Raw genomic sequence first — 20,765 nt, 5'->3', positions numbered from 1 at the left:
AGTGTTTTAACTGGCCGACATGGTTACACAAAAGGACAACCAATTTTTTAGTTTTGATCACATTAGTCAACCAAATAACAAAATAGGTAGATCAATAATCACAAAACAAACACATCAAAAATCCTCTAACACTCGGTTTAAAATCACTTTTTGTCCTAGATCATCAAATGACGAAGCAATTTAAAATTTCATCAGCACAAGTAACAAAACACATTGGTCAACCAAATTAGCAATCGCAAAATCAACGCAAAAAAAAGCCCCAATGCTGATGTCCAGCACGGGGCAAAACCACACAAAGTACAAATATAACGCTTAGTAAGGCGAACCTCGGTCGGCGTTATGCGACCTGATATTCGGCGATCTTGTGCCAATCAAACTCGACGCCAGTGCCCGGTGTATTGGGCGCGACAGCCAAGTGTTGTTCAACCACCAGCGGGCGCTTGGTGTATTGGTCAATCGGAAAACTATGCACTTCTAGCCAGCCTGCATTGGGCTGACTGCTGACTAAGCTAACGTGCAATTCCTGCATGCCGTGGCTACAAGCCGGAATGCCGTATTTGTCAGCGAGCTGTGCCGCACGCAGCCAACCGGTGACACCACCACAATTCGACGCATCGGGCTGCACAAACGACAACGAAGCTTGCTCAAAGGCATAGCCAAACTCATGGATGGTGTGTAAATTCTCACCCATCGCCAATGGAATCGATGTGTTCTTGGCGATCTCCGCAAAGCCTTGATAGTTATCAGGAATGGTCGGCTCTTCGAACCAAGTAATGTCATGCTGTTCGACGGCTTTAGACAAGGTAATGGCCTGCTCAACCGTCAGTGAGTAATTGGCATCAATCATAAATGTGATATCTGGGCCAATCAGTTGGCGGACGGCGGCAATTCGGTCAATGTCCTCTTGCATGTTGGCACGACCGATTTTGATCTTTACCGCGTTGTGACCCCGCTTGAGGTAGCCTTCGATCGAATTGAGCAATTTGTCGAGCGGAAAGTGTAAGTCGATGCCGCCACAATAAGCTTTGCAGCGATCACTACTACCACCGGCCATTTTCCACAGCGGCTGCCCCAAACGCTTACCTTTGAGATCCCAGAGGGCGATATCAACCGCCGAAATAGCAAAGGACGAAATACCGCCGCGACCAACATAGTGAATGTGCCATTCCATGTGATCATAAATGGCATCGATGTTCTCCGCATCGGCACCAATCAGCGATGGCGCCAAGTCATAATCAAGCATCGCCTTGATCGAATAACCGCCTTTGCCGCCGGTATAGGTGTAGCCGGTGCCCTGAGAACCATCTTCTAAGGTGATGGTGCAGGTGATCAGCTCAAAATGGTCATGATCGCCATGCTTAGCATCAGATAAGATCTCAGCCAACGGAATCTTATAAAGGCGATTTTCAATCGACTTAATCGGGCTCATAACAACTACTACTCCGAAATCAGTCGTTCAGTTGCGCGACAACAGCAGCAACTAACTCACCAATTTTGTCCCATTCGCCGGCGTTCACCAGCGCCTTATCAACCATCCACGACCCGCCGCAAGCCAATACGCGAGGAATCGCCAGATAATCTTCAATATTGCCTGCGCCAATGCCACCGGTTGGCATCACCTGCAATTGCGGATAAGGCGCGAGCAGCGCTTTCAGCATCTTGATGCCACCGGAAGGCTCTGCAGGGAAGAACTTCACCGTATCGAGCCCCAATTCAATGGCTGCTTCAATGGTCGATGGGTTATTGACCCCCGGCACAATTGCGATGTCATGCTTCTGACAAGCTTTCACGGTATTTGGATTCAGCCCCGGCGAGACGATAAAGGTTGCGCCAGCATTTTTAGCGGCGATGACTTGTGCTTCATCGAGCACAGTACCGGCACCAATCAACATCTCAGGTTGCGCTTGGCGAAGTAGGCGAATGGCTTCTTCAGCGGCGTCCGAGCGGAACGTAATTTCGGCCACAGGTAAGCCGTTTTTGACCAATTGCTCGCCCAGCGGCAAGATGTCTTCGGCCTTGTCAACGGCAATAACTGGCACCACTTTTAGCGCGCGAAGCTGTTCGTTAAGGTTTTGCATAGATGGATCCATGTTTTAAATTAAATTCGATATTCAGGCGCTGGCTTCGTTTAGTCGCGCTTCAACCTGCGCCAATGTTGGCAGTGGCGCGACCGCACCGTAGCCAGTGATGGTGATCGAAGCCGTCGCATTGGCATAAGCCAGCGCGTCTTTGAGGCTGGCGCCACGCACGTAATGAGTACAGAACGAACCGGCAAAAGAGTCACCAGCAGCAGTCGCATCCACCGGCGTCACCTTGTGCGGCAAAATTGAAAAACGCTCCGATTCAGTGGCAACTGTGGCCCCTTCACCACCTTTCTTTAGCACCACAATACGAGCACCAAGCTTGAGGTAGTAGTCAATGATTTCGTCGGGCTCGGTCAAACCGGTCAACAGCTGAGCTTCGTCCAAGCTAGGGAAACAAATATCGACATGGCGAATCGTTTCGCTGATCACCCCACGGGCACGTGGCAGAGACCACAATTTCAACCGCAGGTTGGTGTCGTACGAAACTAGGGTGTCATTGGCTCGGGCCACATCTAATGCTTCAAATACAGCATCGCAACTATTGGCACTAATCGCCTGAGTGATGGCAGTCACATGCAGCAGTTTTGCCGCTTTAATCGCTTCGACGGGTAACTGATGCGGCTGAATCAAGCTAGCCGCAGAGCCTTTGCGCAGAAATGAGAAATGATGACCTTGCTCGTCGTGGGTAATGAAATAAACACCGGTATGAGCCGTTTGGCTGCTGACAACCAGATCAGAGTTGACCGATTCACGCTGCCATAACTTGAGGAATTCAGCACCAAATGCATCCGCGCCCAAGTGGGTAAAGATGCCGACATTGGCGCCCTGGCGAGCAGCAGCGATTGCGAAATTTGATACATCGCCGCCAAACCCACTCAGGAAATCTGCATCTGCAGCATCACGTTCCTTGATTTGGCTGAACTCAAACATTGGTTCACCAAAAGTCAAAATTTCACTAGACATGCTCAACTCTCAGTTTTTTTGCTGGCTCGCCCTGCAATAAGACGAAGTCATTGGGATTAGAAAACGGTGCCATCTTAGTGCTAGCTCACAACTTTGGTCAACCAAAACAATAAATAATGTGATGGCGTTAAAAAATAAAGAACATTTAATTGTCAACAAAAAATACAAAATAAAAATAATAAACAATAACTTAAATCAAAATAAACAAAAAAAAACGCAAGTCAGCCGCCAAATACCTATTAGCCAGCCGACAAAAATTGGTTTACCATTCACTCATTCCTACACAGTGACGGCTTGCGGATGAACGAACAACAGTCCGCTAGCAATTGGTTGATAAGTTGGTGATACAAATGACAACAACAACAGAAGTAAATTTGGAATCTCTTGGATTCAATGAAAAGACAAGCTTTGATCGCTCAAAGCTAGCAACAAATATTGTCCATATCGGGTTCGGCGCCTTTCACCGCGGTCACCAGGCCGTTTATAACGATCTCACCAACGATCAGTCAGACCAACTTTGGGGGATCTGCGAAATTAACATGTTTGGCGGCCCTGAATTAATCGCCGACTTACAAGCTCAAGATCACTTATTTAGCGTCGTTGAGCGCTCAGCCGACACCATGGTGTCGCGCCTAATCCGGTCAGTAACCGAATCAATTCATACCCCAGTCGATGGTATTCAAGCAGCAATTGATAAGTTGGCCGAGCCACAAGTAAAGATTGTTTCTCTGACCATCACTGAAAAAGGCTATTGCAGCGATCCACAATCGGGCCAACTCGATATCAACAACGGCCTCATTCAACATGATTTAGCCAACCCACAGACGCCACAATCGGCACTCGGCCTTATCACCGAAGCCTTGCGGATACGCCGCGATCGCGGTCTAGCACCGTTCAGCGTGCTGTCTTGCGACAACATTCCAGAGAATGGCCTGCTGACCAAAGAAGCCGTATTGAGCTTTGCCAAACAACTTGATGCCGAGCTGGCCAGCTGGATTGAAGCGAATGTCACCTTCCCTAGCACTATGGTTGACCGCATTGTGCCAGCCATGACCGATGACGCTTTTGCCGTGATCGACGAATGCATTGGCTACCGCGACCCATGCGGCATTGTTTGTGAAGATTACCGTCAATGGGTGATCGAAGATAACTTCGTTGCAGGCCGCCCAGACTGGGACAAAGCCGGCGCCATGTTCGTCGCCGATGTCTTGCCTTACGAAGAAATGAAGCTGCGTATGCTCAACGGCAGCCACTCATTCCTCGCCTATAACGGTTTCCTTGCCGGTTACGATTTCATCTACCAGTGCATGGAAGATGCCGATTTCCGCGCCACTACCTTGCGCCTGATGCTTGAAGAGCAAGCAAAATCGCTTAATCCAAATTTGAAAGTCGACCTCGAGCAATACGCCTCGTTACTGATTGGCCGCTTCAGCAACCCCAACATCAAGCACAAAACAGCTCAAATCGCGATGGACGGCAGCCAAAAACTGCCGCAACGCGCCATTGACCCAATGCTGACGATGCTTGAGCGCGGCATTACGCCAACGTGCCAGCCGCTGCTGATTGCCGGCTGGGCAACATTCGTCATTAACGCCGTCACCAACGGCGGCGATTTGGTTGACCCAATGGCAGAACAACTGAAGCAAGCAGTGAATAGCGCATCGACCGCCGTCGACCAGCTCAAGGCACTGCTGGCCCTAAAGCAGATTTTTGGTGAACACCCACAAAGCAATGAAACCTTTGCTGCGCTCATTGAGACAGCATTCGTGAACCTACAAGAAACAGGTATCAAGGGCTTGGTCCACTCGGTATCTAAAGGAACCAACTAATCATGAAAACTTTAATTTGTAATGAGCCTTTCTCTATCGAATATGTTGAACGTGAGATGCCAGCAGTGGCAGCTAATGAAGTGCTGCTGAAAGTCAAAGCCGTTGGCATCTGTGGTACTGACATTCACGCCTATGCCGGCCGCCAGCCATTTTTCAGCTACCCACGCGTGTTGGGTCATGAGATTTGCGGCGAAGTGGTTGAGCTAGGAGCCGATTGTAAAGACGCCCAAGTTGGCGATCGCTGCTCCGTGATCCCCTGTATTCCGTGTGGAGAGTGCCCAGCTTGTGAAGATGGCAAAACCAACTGTTGTGAAAATGTCTCCCTCTATGGTGTGCACCAAGATGGCGGCTTCACTGAATTCCTCAGTGTGCTAGAAGACAACCTGATCAAACTACCCGCTTCGATCACCCCAAGTCAGGGTGCGCTGATCGAATGTTTCGGCATTAGCGCCCACGCCGTTCGCCGTGCCGAAGTCAAAGCCGGTGAGCGCGTATTGCAAATTGGTGCAGGTCCAATCGGCATTGCCGCTGCCGCCATTGCCAAAGCAAATGGCGCCCAAGTCGTGGTTGCTGATGTCAGCGAAGCGCGTCGTCAACACATCGAAAAAGTACTGGGTGTACCTGCACTCGATCCACTTGCCGAAGACTACGAAGTCCAGCTCAAAGCGGCATTCGGCGGCCGTTTGGCCTGCACCGTAATGGATGCAACCGGCAATAAGCAATCAATGAGCCGCAGTATTGAGCTGATCCGCCACGGCGGCAAAGTGGTCTTCATCGGTTTATACATCGGCGATCTGGTACTCGACGACCCAACCTTCCACAAGAAAGAAACCACCTTGTTGAGCAGCCGTAACGCCACCCGCGAAGACTTCCAGCGCGTTATCGAACTGATGGAACAGGGCCTCATCTCTGAAGACATCATGAAGAACCAAGACTACGACTTCGCCACCTTTGGCAGCAACTACAAAGAAGACGTGGTGGAAAACAAGTCGCTGATCAAAGGCGTGATTAATTTCTCTTAAGGTCGAAGTAGCAATGACAACTCAATATGTAATGGAAGCCGAGCTAAAAGCGCTCGCCGTTAAAAAACTTGAAGCTGCTGGGCTGCCAGCAAAAACTGCCGATGAAGTCGCCGATGTGTTAGTCCATGCCGACTCTACCGGCGTGCACTCTCATGGTGTGATGCGCGTTGAGCACTACTGCACACGCTTGCAAAAAGGTGGCTTAAATCCTAATGCCGAATTCAGCATCGATCAGATCTCGCCATCTGTGGCAGTGCTCGATTCTGACGATGGCATGGGCCACTCGGCGCTGATCGCGGCCACCAACCACGCCATCGAACTGGCAACGGAAACCGGTGTTGGCTTTGTTAGCATTAAAAACACCTCACACTGTGGTGCCCTGTCTTACTTTATTCAACAAGCCACTGATGCTGGCAAAATAGCCATTTCGATGACCCAAACCGATACCTGTGTTGCGCCATATGGCGGTGCTGCACGCTTCTTGGGCACCAACCCGATTGCCTTTGGTTTCCCTGTTGCTGATGGTGAGCCAATGATTGTTGACATGGCCACCAGCGCTACTGCCTTTGGTAAGTTGTTGCATGCCAAAGAAACCGGTAAATCCATCGGTCCGGGCCTTGCCATTGATGCCGAAGGTCACGAAACGACCGATCCTCACAAGGTTGAAAACCTACTGCCGTTCGGCGGCCACAAGGGTTCCGGTATTGCGCTGTCAATTGATGCTTTGACCGGCATTCTGATGGGCGCCAACTTCGGCAACCACATTGTTCGGATGTACGGCGACTACGATAAATTCCGCAAGCTCGCCAGCTTAGTCATCGTCATCGATCCGGACAAATTGGGTAACCCATTGTTTGCCACCATGATGAAAGCCATGGTGACCGAATTGCGCGAAGTGCCACCTGCACCGGATGTTGAAAAAGTATTGGCACCAAATGATTTGCAGGTTGAATACAAAGCCAAGTGCAGCAAAGAGGGCATTCCGGTGCCACAAGGCGTTTACGATTATCTGGTCAGCTAACGCCATTGGCCAATGATGACAAAGCCGCTTCACTTGAAGCGGCTTTGTTGTTTCTGCTGGCAAAGAAGTTGATTCCATAGTGTTTTCAACGCATGCTTCGAGCGCACAAATGAGATCATACTCGTTCAGAACCAGCAGCAGCGAGTTGCGAACGAACTCAACCAATAGTTGGAGCACAAGTGATAATGGGGTTTATCAAGCGGCTGAATCATGGCCTTTGCCGACGTGTGTTATGGCGCTTGCCACAACAGTTAACGGCACCATTATTCCCCCACTACGAACAGCAGATCCTTGAGCACGCCATGCGCCTTGACGGAGGCGTGATTTTAGATGTCGGCGCCGGTTACTTGTTACCTGATTCATTAAAGCTTGCGGCAGCCGGTTCAACGACCATCATCGGCATGGATATTCTGCCATCGTCACTGCGCAAAAACCGCTACCTAGACGCCGCACTCGTCGCTGATGCCTGTGAGCAATGGCCACTGGCAGACAACTCCGTCGATCTCGTCATTAGCCGTTCAGTGATGGAGCACTTGCCAAATAACGACGTATTCGCCCGAGAAATGTTTCGAGTGCTAAAACCTGGCGGTGTTTGTGTTCATGTTTTACCGGGTAAAAACGCACCGTTTTCATTACTCAACCGGATGCTACCCAACTCATGGACTCAAAAGCTGGTGAACTGGGCATTTCCAGAGCGCCGCGGCGAATTAGGCTTTGTTGCCTACTACCATCGCTGTGCTTATCCGGAGATTCGGAACTTGTTTGAAAACAGCGGCTTTAACCTGAGCCAAATTCGCTTTCGCTATTATCAGTCGTCCTACTACGTCAGTGTATTTCCGGTATTTCTACTGTCTTCCATCTATGACTGGGCAGTGTGGAAATTAGGCGTAAAAAGGCTGGCTTCACAATTATTAATTGTTGCTGAAAAACCGCCGCAAAACGACTAGAGCCTGTTGGAATAAGCCACCTGCAGACGTAAAAAAAGCGGCAAAAGCCGCTTTATTCAGTCAATTCAGGCTGTCAGCCTTTAGCATCCAGCTCGTAATCCTGGGCGAAGAAGTAATCATCAAAATCAGCGTCAGCATCAACATCTTCGGCGTTAGCGATTTTCAGCAATTCCTGCTTACTGTTTTCAATGTGATTCCACACCGCTTGCCGGGCTTCTTCAGCAGAGCGCTTTTGCAGAGCCAGCAAGATCCGTTTGTGGTCTTCAATCCACATGGCCTGCAGGCGTTCCTCGTGGAGAAACTGATGGTTTAACTCTTTCCACAGTGGATTCTGGGTCCGCACTGTACTCCACATTTCTGCGGCCTGATTGATCAACACCCGGTTTTGGGTCGACTCGGCGATTAACGAGTGAAATTGCTGATCCAATTCTTCGAACTTCGCGCTGTCGCCGTTTACTTCACGTTCCTGCGCCTGCAGCACTTTCTTCAGCTCGCGCAGCTCATTGAACTTGATTTGGCTGGCGGCAAACGCGGCAATGCTACTCTCAATGATTTGGCGAGCTTGCAGCAATTCAAACGGGCCGATATCGCTTTTCGGCAAAATCGAGCGGTGGTTGGCCAGTTCGGGTGAATTGATGAAGTAAATGCCGGCGCCCTGACGAACATTCACCAAGCCCTTAAGTTCAAGCATAATAATGGCTTCGCGAATAGTCGCCCGACTGGTTTCAAAACGCTCACTCAACTCACGCTCAGACGGCAATCGCTCGCCCGCTTTGAAGACGCCCGAAAAGAGCATTTCTTCAATCTGCAAACCAATGTCGTAATAACGCCGTTTCGCTTCTGGGCTATTCATTTGTTGTGGTACCTTCGTCTTTATTTCCATGTGCTACTGCAATTTGGTAAATCAATTTAGCAAATTGCGCGGCAACCCTGCTCCAGATACTACTCTTTTTGTCTTGCAAAATGTAGCAAGCGACTCGACACAGATCTCACTTTTTGGCCAGCAATGGTCAGAATGACATTTTGGTTGATCTATAAAATCATCCACATGCCTTATTTTTTCTACAAAGATTGACTTGATGTGATAACAATCACTTTAATGGTTAACCTATTTTCAGTATTATTCACCAAATTGGTTTACCTTTATAATTCAACCTTGTTTTCGAGGAAGTTAAATGAGCAAGATCACCCACAAAATGTATGTTGATGGGCAATGGGTCGAATCGTCAGATGGTCAAGCCATCACGGTTCTCAATCCGTCAAACGAACAAGTTGTCGGATACGCCCCGCAAGGTACGCGAGACGATGCCAAAGCTGCGCTGCAGTCCTCTGCGGTGGCCCAAATCGAATGGGCCCGTTTGCCAGCACAAAAGCGCGCTGAGTACGTGGCTGCGCTAGCCGACAAACTCGAAGAGCAAGGCGAAACTTTTGCTCAAATGGTCACCGAAGAGCAAGGTAAATTACTGACCGATGCCCGCGGCGAAGTAGCCGGTTCGGTTGGCTTTTTGCGTTATGCCGCGGAATCTGCCCGTCGTATCGAAGGGGAGATCACCACCAGTGAGAACGCCAATGAGCAAATCTGGATTCAGCGCGTACCTTATGGCGTTACCGTTGGTCTGCTCGCTTGGAACTACCCGCTGGCATTGGCCGCTCGTAAGCTGGGCAACGCGTTAGTCACCGGCAACTCCATGGTGCTGATGCCGCCTGCCGACACGCCATTGACTGTGCTTGAGTTCGGCAAGCTGGTTGAACAAGTTGGCATCCCCAAAGGGGTGGTCAATATCGTTTCTGGCTTAGGTACTGAAGTTGGCGACGAGCTGGTTCGCAATCCAATCACCAAGCTGGTCACACTCACCGGCAGCTCCGAAGTTGGCTCTATTCTGTATCGCTCTGCATCTGAAAACATCACGGCGCTAAACCTAGAATTGGGTGGTAAAGCGCCGTTTATTGTGATGGATGACATCGATGTTGATGAAGTGGTTGAGCTGGCGGTGCAATCTGGTTTTGGTAACTGTGGCCAAATCTGTACCTCAAATGAGCGCATGTATATCCATGAAACCATTTACGATGAGTTTATGGCGAAGTTCATCGATAAAGTGAAAGCGCTGAAAGTTGGCTTGCCCACCGACGAAACCGTTGATGTGGGCCCTAAAGTCAATGCCCGCGAAATTGACAATCTAATTGGCCATGTTGAAAAAGCCAAAGCAGCCGGTGCCACGATAGCCTGTGGTGGCGGCAAGCCAACAGGCGAACTGTTTAAGCAGGGCTACTGGTTTGAGCCGACAGTGATCACCAATGTCACCAACGACATGGCGATTATGAAAGAAGAAGTGTTTGGGCCAATCGTCGCGGCAATGCCGGTAACCGGCTTGGAACAAGCGCTGCAGTTTGCCAATGACATCGATTTAGGCCTATCCGGTTACATCTACAGCAAAGATGTTCGCACCATCATGAAGGCGGTTAACGAGTTAGAAGTCGGCGAAATCTATGTCAACCGGCCAAATGGCGAGCTGCTCAACGGCTTCCACACTGGCTTTAAGCGCAGTGGCATTGGCGGCGAAGATGGCAAATATGGCCTTGAAGGCTATTTGCAGAAGAAAACCGTGTACTTCAATTATGGCTAAATTTTAAACCACCCCACCCTTGTGAAAAATACCCCGATTGTGGTTTTGCCCTGGTCCCTCTGCCAGGGCTTTTTTTTGTAACTCACAAACAAAAAGGGCACCGAAGTGGTGCCCTTGGGTCATTGCCGCAGTGCCTGCTACTGCAACGTAACGGTTTGGCTCAAACCAGTATCTGACTGCACCGTCACCTTGGCTGCTTTGCCAGGCTCTAATAGACGAATCAACACCAAGGCTCGACCATCGGCAGTTTCAATGCAATTGCTCTGGAAGGGTTGGACGCTCGCAGGCGCGCCGTTATCGACGCCGACCACTTGTGCAGCATCATCAGTGGTCACGCTGAACTTGGTTTCCTGATGACAAATCGGCTGGCCTTGGCCGTCGACCAAATCAAGGACCAAATGGCGCACCTGTTGATCCTGATAATCAGCATCACTGGCGCAGGTCTGAATCCGAATATCCGAGGCGATGCCGGCTGAACGCAATACTTGTTCCGTCACCACTTTACCGTCCGTGCGGCCAATGGCTTTCAGCTCGCCCTGCTCATATGGCACGGCCCACTTGAGAATGCGGTCGTCTTGGCTGGCCAACTGACGAACACCTAAACTCATGCCATTGAGGAATAATTCCATTTCATCACAGTTGGTGAATCCCTGAATCAAAATGGTTTGATTGCTGGCGTAATTCCAATGGCGATTGAGTTTAGGCCAAATCCATACTTTGGTTTTCCAGGCTTCGGCATCTTTTTCTTCCGCCGTGAATTGGCTCAGATCGGCACTATAGTGTTCGTCATCAAGCACCTGAGTTTCCATATGAACCATGGGTTGCTCAGTCCATAACGTTTTGTACAAGTAATAAGGCGCGCGACCAAAGCCGGCGGTATCAAGCAAGCCCGAAGCCAGTGTTTTGGTAGGCCACTGTTCATTCACTTCGCCCATGTAGTCAATGCCGGTCCAGAGGAACACACCTGAGACATGGGGACGCTCCATCACAGCTTTCCACTCGTGCCATTGGGGCAAGCTCTCGTTGCCGATAATGGGTAAGTGCGGATGATGTTGGTGGCCATAATCGAACACCACCTGACGATAACTAAAACCAATGACATCGAGCGCATCGGCATAACCAGATTCATAACTGGCCGATGGCAGAATACAATTGGCGGTCACCGGTCGGGTGGCGTCTAGTGCCTTGGTCCACTTCGCCAGCTTTTGTGCGGTTTCGCCAATGTCGTATTGGTGGGCGGGCAGCTCTTTGAGTTTGGCGATAATTTGGTCGCGTGAATTCGGTGGCAAACTCCAAAAGTAATTGCCGCTCCAATCGACATCAAAGAAGCCGGTGGCATCGACATTGCGCGGGTAAGTCCATTCAATCTCATTGCCAATACTCCACATAAAGACCGATGGGTGATTACGATGGCATAACAACGAGGTGCGCAAGTCCTGCTCGGCATTGTCCTGAAAATAATCGGCGTAGCCGCGCGAGACATAATCATCGTGCTGCTCATTCATGTTTCTGCGCTTATCTTTCGGAAAGTCCCACTCATCGAAGAACTCATCCTGCACCAAAATGCCAAGTTCATCGCACAGCGTCAGCAGTCGATCGGATGCCGGATTGTGGGCAATTCGAATCGCATTCATGCCGCCGGCTTTGAGAATATTGAGACGGCGCGCCCAAACCGCATCTGGGATCGCCGCACCGACTAGGCCAGCATCGTGATGCAAACAAACGCCCTTAATCTTTTGTGCTTGGCCATTTAAATGAAAACCGGTTTTGGGGCAGAAGTGAATGTCACGGATGCCAAATACCGTATCAAATTGGTCGACACACTGGCCATCGACTAACAACTTGGTCTTGCCAACATAGAGGTTCGGCTCGGCCGTTGACCACAGCTCAGGGTTGCTCAGCGATAATTGCAGCACTGTCGATTGCCCCTGCACTCCTGCTTGCAGCGTCAACTGCTGACTAACCGATGCAACGAGCTTTTCGGAGGCTTTGCTCATCACATCAAACTGCAGCTCAACAGCGACCTCGGTGCTGCGATCATTGTTCAACTGCAGCTCATGGATGACATTGGCCTGTTGCGGGCTAATGTCTTGGCAGTGAATGAAATTACCCCAAACCGGCACATGGACATCAGACAGCACCACCAACTTCACGTCACGGTAGATGCCAGAGCCGGTGTACCAACGGCTGTCAGCAATCCGCGTGCGGTCAACTTTGACCAACAACTCATTCCCATCAGCATTCAATTGCTCGGTAATATCAACCACAAAAGGCGCGTAGCCACTGACTTGGGTGGCCACCGTGGTGCCATTCAAGCGCACTTCTGAGTGATTGTAGACCCCATCAAACACCAATATGGCGCGTTGATTTGAGCCTAAGCCGAGCAGCTGAAAGCGCTTCTGATACCACCCAATGCCGCCGGGCAGATAGCCGGTGCAGCCCTCTAACTCCTCGGAGAATGGATGCTCCACACTCCAATCATGGGGCAGAGTGACGTCGCGCCAATCCTGATCCTTGGGTTGTTCGGCCAATTGGAATTGCCAATTGGAATTAAAGCAACGTTGTTCGCGACAGTTCGCAATCGAGTATTGAGCGTGAGACATGGCATCCTCAAAGATCGGGCAGAAAAGACAGGTGCGCGGCTCAGGGCGAGCAAAAGCGCAAAGCCAAGCCGGGGTTTTTCACGGCTTGGCTAATAGCGTTCAACTAAGGCGCGGGCTTAGTTGGTATTTTGGTAGGTATCAAAACCTAGAATTTGGCGCTTCACCTTGTAACGACAGATATAGTTCCAGTTCCAAGATGGGTCGTATTTATGGCACAAGCCCCATTCCAAACCTGGCGTTTGCTGCTCAGAGCTGTCGTTAGAGCGGAAGATGCCCAACGCCTCTGGTGCGCCTTTAATGTGAGATTTAATCTCGAAATTAATCCCATCGGGCGCCCATTGAACCGTATTCTTCTCTGGTCCATCAGTAGTGATCAGTGAGGCAATACCGCCAGCGTGATGCCACACAGCAACTTCATGGCCACTGTTGGAAATAGGGTTGTACTCGCTTTTGGTGTAAGGACCGAGGATGTTGTCGGCAATAGCGACACCATGCTTGATTTCTCGGCCACCAAAGTTCATTCCTTCACCCATGGTTTCACCCTTGTAGTACAGGTAAAACTTGTTGTTGAAGAACATTAAGCAAGGGTCGTGAACCTTGTGGCTGTCAAAGCTACCTTTTGATTTCACTGCAAAACGGTTGTCCTGCTCGCCATCCCACTCGCCGTCTTTTTCTGGGCTGAGAATCGGTGCATCTGACTTGTGCCAAGGTCCAAACGGTGAATCCGCCCAAGCAATGGCAATTTCTTCGTACTGACGATTGGTGTATGGCGTGGTAACGGTTTGATAGACCAAATAGAACTTGCCGTCATGGGCTAGTGCTTCTGGGGTAAATACCGCGCGGTCATCAAATCGGCCGGCTTCGCCACGAGCAATCGCCACGCCTTGCTCTTTCCAAGTTTCACCATCGCTAGAGGTGGCATGCCACACTTCGGTCAAGTCCCATGGAAATACTTTGTCTTCCGGGTTATCCGAGTTGAAACCAACGGTCTCACCTTCACCTTTGGTGTACCAAACGTGGTAGACGCCATCAACTTCCAACACCGCCGAAGGATCACGACGGATCACGCCTTCTTCATAGGCAAAGTCGCCTTTTAGTTCTTCAACACCAAACTCAATGAACCACTCAGGGCCGGTTGAATCGTAGCCTCGCTCAATGGCGCGCTTGGAAGCCAAACTCAGCTTCTTGTTGGTCGTATCCATGGTTACCTCGTTTATAAATTGATGAGTGCTACCTAATTAAAGGTTAACCAATAAATCAATTGGTATAGCTAATTGCCAGCAAGTCTACTCTTTTTAATTCCGATAGAAAAGTGACGAGATGCACGTTTATCGCCGCAACACCAATAAAATTAAGACAAACCAAAACAAGATGGCGATTCAACCATCATAAAAACACACGAACATTGTTAACAAAAATAGCTTAACAATGGCTCAAAAAAGCCCTTCACCACTCAATTTAGAAGTATTTTGTTAGCTGCATCACTTACAATTGGTTGACAAATATGTATAGTCCCTTCAACTTTTCAGGTTATTGGTTTACCAGCATTCACTCACTGAGATAGTGAAGCGCTGCGAATAGGAGTCGCTAGATGAGCGTCGATTCAAATAAAGTGGCCATGGGCAAAGCTTGCCTGATGTACTTTTTCTATAACTTCTTCTGGTCGCTGACCTCAGGTTCATTGTTCGCAGTATGGCTGGATGATCGCGTCGGCATTGATGGCGCTCAAATCGGCATTCTGTTTGGTTTTCAAACCGGTCTAGCCATTTTATTTAAGCCCTTTTTCGGTTACATCCTCGATAAGCTCGGCTTGAAAAAGCATTTGGTCTATTTCATTGCCCTGTGTGCACTGATGATTGGGCCATTTTACCTGTACGTCTATGCTCCGCTGCTAGCCAACGACTCAACCTTTATGTATGGCGTGATTCTCGGTTCGCTGTATCTCGGGATGCTGTTCCAGGCAGGTAGCGGCGTGATTGCTTCTTACTGTGACCGCTTTGCTCGCTGTCACGGCTTTGACTTCGGTTTGGTGAATGGCTTTGGTATTGCCTCGTGGGGCGTCTCCGCGTTACTGGCGGGCGTGCTCTATAACATCAACCCAGATCTGATGTTCTACGCGGCTTCCGTGTCAGCATTTATCATGCTGGCGTTTTGCTGGAGCTTGAAGGTACGCCATCTCGATGACGTTGAGAATGAGGTGCTATCGCAAGAGAAAATTGCCCCTAAAGACGTCATTAAGCTGGCTAAGAATCCCAAAATGTGGGCCTTTATGACCTACGCGGCGACCATTTCGGTGGTGTTCTGGACCTCGACCACACAATTCACCCGCTACTTCATTAGCTTTTTTGAAACCCAAGAAGCGGGGATCGCCTTTAGTTCAACCATGGACGGTATTTGCTCCGTCTTTCTGTTCTTTGTTAGCGCCAGCGTGCCCTTCCTGATTAACCGTATCGGCGCCAAAGGTAGCTTAATTGTCACCGCCGCGGGTATCACCTCGTTCATGTTTATGATGGGAATTGCCGGCTTAGGCGAACAAAACTTATATCTCGCCATTGCTGGTAAATTGATGTTTGGCGTTGCCAACCCGTTGTTGATGGTGTCGGTGTTTGCCTATGTTGCGGAGCAATTTGATAAGAAAGTGAATTCCTTCACTTATATGTTCGGCTTTCAGGTGGTGAATAACCTGTTTACTGCCATTGCCTCGCCGGTCATGGGCAACATGTACGATGTCCATGGTTTTGCCATGAGCTATATCTACTTTGGCCTGTTTTCGCTGACTGCGACGTTAGTCGCCTGCTTTACGCTCAGCTCGAAAAGCAAAGCGGTTGAGCCTGAGCCAGAACAACAGCCAGAAACTGCTGCAGCTTAATCTTTCCACAATTCCAGCACGGGTCAGCCAGTGGTTCGCTTTCGCAGCGACCACAGGCTGGCTAGCTAACCACTCGCCAACAGGCCCTAATCCAAGTCGATTATTTCTTGATCAAGGTAGCAAAAAACGCTGTCATCACTTTATTGAATCAATGTAGATTGTTAACATTTTGCAATATTATTTTTAAGTTTACGTTGTTCCCAGGGACGGGACTGCGGCAGAAGCCAGCATTCATGCTTCGCCAGTCCAGGATGACATCGACAGTCCATCACTCTGGGGAGTTACACAACCATGACCATAAAAAAGTACGTTACGTTCCTGCTGGTCGCTCTATTTAGCGCCATGAGTCAAGCCAATAGCAATGTCACCACGCCGATTATACTTGGCGAGCGTGATCAGCTTGTCGTTGACTTAATGAAGTTAGCTTTTGAGAAGTCCAACTATCGCTACCAGATGAATGCAGCGAACGAATGGTTGAGCGTGAATCGGCTGAAGGAAGAAGTAAAACACGGCAACATGAGTGTCATGTGGGCCGGCGCCAGCACTGAACTGCAGGGCGAATTAGAAGCCGTCAAGATTCCTTTGTTTAAAGGATTAGCAGGCTATCGCTTATTTGTTATCGAAAAGAATGCACAGCACCGTTTTAACGGCATCAACAGTCTCAATCAACTCAAGCAATTAACCGCCGGTTTGGGCCGCTTCTGGGGCGACACCCAAATTTTAGAAACCGCTGGTTTGGAAGTAGTGAAGCCGGTCAAAGCCGAGAGTTTGTTTTATATGGTCGATGGCGGCCGCTTTGACTACCTGCCGCTGGCCATGCATGAAATTTGGGAGGTTGTTGAAACCCATAACGATCTGAATTTAGCCGTCGAAAACGGTGTCGTATTGCAGTATCCCATGGCGATGTATTTGTACGTCGACAAGAATAATCGCGAATTACATCGCGCCTTAGAGCAAGGTCTAGAGGCCGCGATTGCCGACGGTAGCTTTGATAAAATGTTCTATGGCTCCAAGGTGATTGCCAGTGCCATGGAGCTAGCCCAAATTGATCGCCGCAACATCATCCGCATCGCCAATCATTCACTACCTGCCGATGCTCCGCTATCACGTAAAGAGTTGTGGCTCGATCCGCAGCGAAAGCTCTAAAAAGTAACCTCGAAAGGGCAGCGTCAGCTGTCCTTTTTTGTCTTTCGGCAGGACTTGCTTCCGGCTATCTGGTTAAACAATTTTGACATTGGTCAATCTATAAAACTATTTGGTTTACCAATCGAATTATTTATGTTGAAATTGTCTTCAGCAAGCTCGCAACAGGCATTACCCAGCCCCTGCCAGCTTAATTTGCAATGCGACGAGAACTGGAGCTCACACATGAAAGTACTGGTAACTGGTGGTCTTGGATACATTGGCAGCCATACCTGTGTACAACTTATTGCCGCTGGCTATACCCCAGTGGTGCTGGATAATTTGCACAACAGCAAACTCGGCGTCGTCAGCCACTTAAAGAAAATTCTCGATCAGGATGTGCAGTACTATGTGGGCGACATTCGTGATCGCCAACTGCTGCAATCGATCTTCGCCGAGCATGACATCAAAGCAGTGATCCATTTTGCTGGACTGAAAGCCGTCGGAGAGTCGGTCGAAAAGCCGCTGGAGTACTACGAAAACAATGTCTACGGTACCCTAGCGCTGGTTCAGGAGATGAAAGCTGCCGGCATCAAGTCGATTATCTTCAGCTCGTCAGCAACGGTTTACGGTGATCCGGAAGAAATTCCCATTAGAGAAACAACCGCGACTGGCGCCACCACGAATCCATATGGTCGCAGCAAGTACATGGTCGAAGAGTGCCTGAAAGATCTCCACATCGCCGATCCGGACTGGAGCATCACCCTGTTGCGTTACTTCAACCCAGTTGGCTCTCACCCGTCCGGTTTGCTTGGCGAAGATCCTCAGGGCATTCCTAATAACTTAATGCCCTTTATTGCTCAGGTTGCCGTTGGCCGACGTGAACAATTGGCAGTATTCGGCAACGACTACCCGACCAAAGACGGCACCGGCGTGCGCGACTACATTCATGTGATGGACCTAGCCGATGGTCACATCGCAGCGCTGCAACATGTATCTGACAAGGCCGGTGTGCATATCTACAACTTAGGCACCGGCACGGGTACCAGCGTACTGGAAATGGTTGCCGCTTTTTCTGACGCGTGCGGCCATCCAATCAAATACCAAATTTGCGAGCGTCGCCCTGGCGATATTGCCGAATGCTGGGCCGATCCGAGCAAAGCCAAAGCCGATCTCAAGTGGCAGGCCCAATATGGCATTGCCGAGATGACCGCCGATACCTGGCGCTGGCAATCCAACTACCCCAACGGTTTTTCTGACTAAGCGAGAACAGTCATGACCCAACAAATTGAATTTGATGCGACCGAACATCCGCACCGTCGCTTTAATCCACTCACCGGACAATGGGTGTTGGTGTCGCCACATCGCGCGAAACGCCCTTGGAGCGGTCAGAATGAAGCGCTACCGGAGACAGACTCGCCAAGCTATGACGAGAGCTGTTTTCTGTGTGCCGGTAATACCCGCATCTCCGGTGATAAAAATCCCGATTACACCGAAACCTATGTCTTTAACAATGACTTTGCGGCACTGATGACCGACTCGCCAGATGCACCGGCATCGGACGATCCGCTGTTTGTCAGCCAGGGCGCCCGTGGTTTGAGCCGAGTGATTTGTTTCTCGCCGGATCACAGCAAGACCCTACCAGAGCTGGGCACCGACAAGATCCGCGCCATTATCAATACGTGGAATGAGCAAATTGAAGAGTTGGGTCAGGACTACGCGTGGGTGCAAGTGTTTGAAAACAAGGGAGCCGCGATGGGCTGCTCGCAGCCTCATCCACACGGTCAGATTTGGGCCAACAGCTTTTTACCCAACGAAATTGCCATTAAAGATCGCCACCTCAAAGCCCACTTCGACAAACATGGCAGCAACTTACTGCTTGACTATGCACTGCGTGAAAGCGACCGCAAAGAGCGCACTGTGGTGGAGACTGAATACTGGATCGCGGTGGTGCCTTATTGGGCGGCATGGCCATTTGAAACCATGTTGATGCCGAAATTCAAAGCGGCGCGGATGAGCGATCTCAACGATGACCAAAAAAATGATTTGGCCGTTGCCCTGAAAAAGCTAACCAGCCGCTACGACAACCTGTTTCAGTGCTCGTTCCCTTATTCCATGGGCTGGCATTATGCGCCGTTCGTAGAGCAGCAAAATGCCGACTACTGGCAACTACATGCGTTGTTTTATCCGCCACTGTTGCGCAGTGCGACAGTGAAAAAATTCATGGTTGGCTACGAAATGCTGGCCGAATCACAGCGTGATCTCACCGCCGAACAAGCGGCCCAGAGGCTGCGCGATGTGAGTGATGTACATTATTTGGAGGCTCGCTAATGACCCGTCAACAACAACTTATCGATGCTGTAACCCGCTCATTTGAAGCCGCTTTTAGTGCATCACCTGCTCTCACGGTACAAGCGCCCGGTCGCGTCAACCTGATTGGCGAGCACACCGATTACAATAATGGCTTTGTGTTACCCTGCGCCATTGATTATCAGGCTGTCGCGGTTGCATCAAAGCGCGATGACGCCATCATTCGAATTCAATCGGTTGATTACGACAACGAAGTTCATCAGTTCTCCATTGCCGACGACATTGAATTTCATGACGGCAACATGTGGGTCAACTACGTCCGTGGCGTGATCAAATGTCTGCTTGCTCGCGGTTATCAATTTGCTGGTGCCGATATCTCTTTTTCTGGCAACGTCCCGCAAGGCGCTGGGTTAAGTTCATCTGCGGCCCTTGAAGTTGTCCTCGGGCAAGTGTTTAAAGAGCTGTATCAGCTTGATTTATCGCAGCAAGAAATTGCCCTTAATGGCCAGCAAGCAGAAAACGAATTTGTCGGCTGTGCTTGCGGCATTATGGACCAGCTGGTTTCTGCCAAAGGCGAAGCGGGTCACGCCCTGTTGATTGATTGCGAGAGCCTTGCCACTAAGTCGGTGAAAATGCCCGCTGAATTGAATGTGGTGATCATTAACTCCAACAAAAAGCGCGGTTTAGTCGATAGCGAATACAACAAGCGCCGCCAACAATGTGAGCAGGCAGCTAGCTTCTTCGGTAAAGCCAGCCTCCGCCAGCTGAGCCAGGACGAACTACTGGCCAAAGAATCCGAACTAGCGGCTGATGTGTTCAAGTGCGCCCGTCATGTGGTGACAGAAAATGCGCGGGTACTGGAGTCGGTCGAAGCGTTGGAGCAAGGTGATTTGAAAGCGTTGTCGAGCTTAATGGCGGCCTCCCATGCTTCAATGCGTGATGATTTCAAAATCACCACCTCCGAAATCGACGCCTTGGTTGATATCGTCAAGCAAACCATTGGCGAGCGCGGTGGCGTGCGGATGACCGGCGGCGGTTTTGGCGGCTGTATTGTCGCGCTCGTGCCAAATGACTTAGTCGAACCAGTCCGCGCAGCTGTCGCGGCAAACTATCAAGCACAAACGGGTTTGAAAGAAGACTTCTATATTTGCTCTGCCATGGCAGGCGCCGGCCGCATCGGCTAACAACCCACTGGGCCACCAGTCACAGCTGGTTGTGATCAATAGCGAATGCTCCTTGGAGCATTCGCTTTTTTGTTATCCGCTGTTACAAAAAGCCAACCAACTTCCTTGCCAATTTTCAACATAGGTTCCACAAAAGACCGCCAAGATAAGCTAGGCTAAGTCAGAAATATCCAATCAAATCAAGGAA

General features: G+C 49.9%; 16 protein-coding genes. 10 read left to right on the top strand and 6 right to left on the bottom strand.

Annotation, left to right across the window (positions count from 1 at the left end):
* Positions 1–337: 337 nt before the first annotated feature.
* The 3 genes from IC617_RS15830 to IC617_RS15820 are packed head-to-tail and all read right to left on the bottom strand — an operon-like array spanning position 338 to position 3,047.
* Positions 338–1,429, bottom strand: a complete 1,092-nt coding sequence (locus tag IC617_RS15830) for a mandelate racemase/muconate lactonizing enzyme family protein (RefSeq protein WP_191145960.1) — start codon at positions 1,427–1,429, stop codon at positions 338–340.
* A gap of 19 nt (positions 1,430–1,448) precedes the next feature.
* Entirely contained in the window at positions 1,449–2,078 is a 630-nt protein-coding gene (locus tag IC617_RS15825; RefSeq protein ID WP_191145959.1) for a bifunctional 4-hydroxy-2-oxoglutarate aldolase/2-dehydro-3-deoxy-phosphogluconate aldolase, read from the bottom strand.
* A 33-nt stretch (positions 2,079–2,111) separates the two neighbouring features.
* The gene (locus IC617_RS15820; protein WP_191145958.1) at positions 2,112–3,047 is read right to left on the bottom strand and encodes a sugar kinase; all 936 of its coding nucleotides are present in this window, start codon (positions 3,045–3,047) and stop codon (positions 2,112–2,114) included.
* Between the two features lie 350 nt (positions 3,048–3,397).
* Here IC617_RS15820 and IC617_RS15815 point away from each other — a divergent pair, with 350 nt between their 5' ends.
* The 4 genes from IC617_RS15815 to IC617_RS15800 all read left to right on the top strand — a co-directional run bounded on the left by IC617_RS15815 (position 3,398) and on the right by IC617_RS15800 (position 7,866).
* Complete coding sequence (locus IC617_RS15815) at positions 3,398–4,876, top strand: mannitol dehydrogenase family protein (RefSeq protein WP_191145957.1); 1,479 nt, start codon at positions 3,398–3,400, stop codon at positions 4,874–4,876.
* Between the two features lie 2 nt (positions 4,877–4,878).
* Positions 4,879–5,898, top strand: a complete 1,020-nt coding sequence (locus IC617_RS15810; protein WP_191145956.1) for a zinc-binding alcohol dehydrogenase family protein — start codon at positions 4,879–4,881, stop codon at positions 5,896–5,898.
* 13 nt (positions 5,899–5,911) lie between these two features.
* Positions 5,912–6,919: an Ldh family oxidoreductase gene (locus IC617_RS15805; protein WP_191145955.1), complete on the top strand. Its 1,008-nt coding sequence runs from the start codon at positions 5,912–5,914 to the stop codon at positions 6,917–6,919.
* A 185-nt stretch (positions 6,920–7,104) separates the two neighbouring features.
* Positions 7,105–7,866 carry a class I SAM-dependent methyltransferase gene (locus IC617_RS15800; protein ID WP_191145954.1) on the top strand — a complete coding sequence of 254 codons (762 nt, stop codon included), beginning with the start codon at positions 7,105–7,107 and terminating at the stop codon, positions 7,864–7,866.
* Positions 7,867–7,939: 73 nt separating this feature from the next.
* On the opposite strand, the gene IC617_RS15795 is transcribed toward IC617_RS15800, so the two are convergent.
* Positions 7,940–8,749 (bottom strand): FCD domain-containing protein, encoded by an 810-nt coding sequence (locus IC617_RS15795; RefSeq protein WP_224746065.1) that lies wholly within the window; start codon positions 8,747–8,749, stop codon positions 7,940–7,942.
* A 292-nt stretch (positions 8,750–9,041) separates the two neighbouring features.
* Here IC617_RS15795 and aldA point away from each other — a divergent pair, with 292 nt between their 5' ends.
* Positions 9,042–10,490 (top strand): aldehyde dehydrogenase, encoded by a 1,449-nt coding sequence (aldA, locus tag IC617_RS15790; RefSeq protein WP_191145953.1) that lies wholly within the window; start codon positions 9,042–9,044, stop codon positions 10,488–10,490.
* Between the two features lie 137 nt (positions 10,491–10,627).
* On the opposite strand, the gene IC617_RS15785 is transcribed toward aldA, so the two are convergent.
* Both IC617_RS15785 and IC617_RS15780 read right to left on the bottom strand, forming a co-directional pair.
* Positions 10,628–13,093, bottom strand: coding sequence for a glycoside hydrolase family 2 TIM barrel-domain containing protein (locus tag IC617_RS15785; protein ID WP_191145952.1), 2,466 nt, complete (start codon positions 13,091–13,093; stop codon positions 10,628–10,630).
* Between the two features lie 116 nt (positions 13,094–13,209).
* Positions 13,210–14,295, bottom strand: a complete 1,086-nt coding sequence (locus IC617_RS15780) for a glycoside hydrolase family 117 protein (protein WP_191145951.1) — start codon at positions 14,293–14,295, stop codon at positions 13,210–13,212.
* Positions 14,296–14,684: 389 nt separating this feature from the next.
* Between IC617_RS15780 and IC617_RS15775 the strand changes: the two genes are divergently transcribed.
* From IC617_RS15775 to galK, 5 genes are all read left to right on the top strand, one after another.
* Complete coding sequence (locus IC617_RS15775) at positions 14,685–15,962, top strand: oligosaccharide MFS transporter (RefSeq protein ID WP_191145950.1); 1,278 nt, start codon at positions 14,685–14,687, stop codon at positions 15,960–15,962.
* A 291-nt stretch (positions 15,963–16,253) separates the two neighbouring features.
* A complete protein-coding gene (locus tag IC617_RS15770; RefSeq protein WP_191145949.1) occupies positions 16,254–17,108 on the top strand; it encodes a transporter substrate-binding domain-containing protein in 855 nt (284 codons plus the stop codon).
* Positions 17,109–17,330: 222 nt separating this feature from the next.
* Positions 17,331–18,347 (top strand): UDP-glucose 4-epimerase GalE, encoded by a 1,017-nt coding sequence (galE, locus tag IC617_RS15765; protein ID WP_191145948.1) that lies wholly within the window; start codon positions 17,331–17,333, stop codon positions 18,345–18,347.
* A gap of 12 nt (positions 18,348–18,359) precedes the next feature.
* Entirely contained in the window at positions 18,360–19,415 is a 1,056-nt protein-coding gene (locus IC617_RS15760) for a UDP-glucose--hexose-1-phosphate uridylyltransferase (RefSeq protein ID WP_191145947.1), read from the top strand.
* Positions 19,415–20,578, top strand: a complete 1,164-nt coding sequence (galK, locus tag IC617_RS15755) for a galactokinase (RefSeq protein ID WP_191145946.1) — start codon at positions 19,415–19,417, stop codon at positions 20,576–20,578. The genes IC617_RS15760 and galK overlap by 1 nt, the downstream gene beginning before the upstream one ends.
* Positions 20,579–20,765 lie beyond the last annotated feature (187 nt).

The organism is Neiella litorisoli (assembly GCF_014773395.1).
GTDB lineage: Bacteria > Pseudomonadota > Gammaproteobacteria > Enterobacterales > Neiellaceae > Neiella > Neiella litorisoli.
The sequence above is the reverse complement of the archived record's forward strand: the minus strand, read 5'-3'. Positions and strand labels throughout refer to the sequence as shown.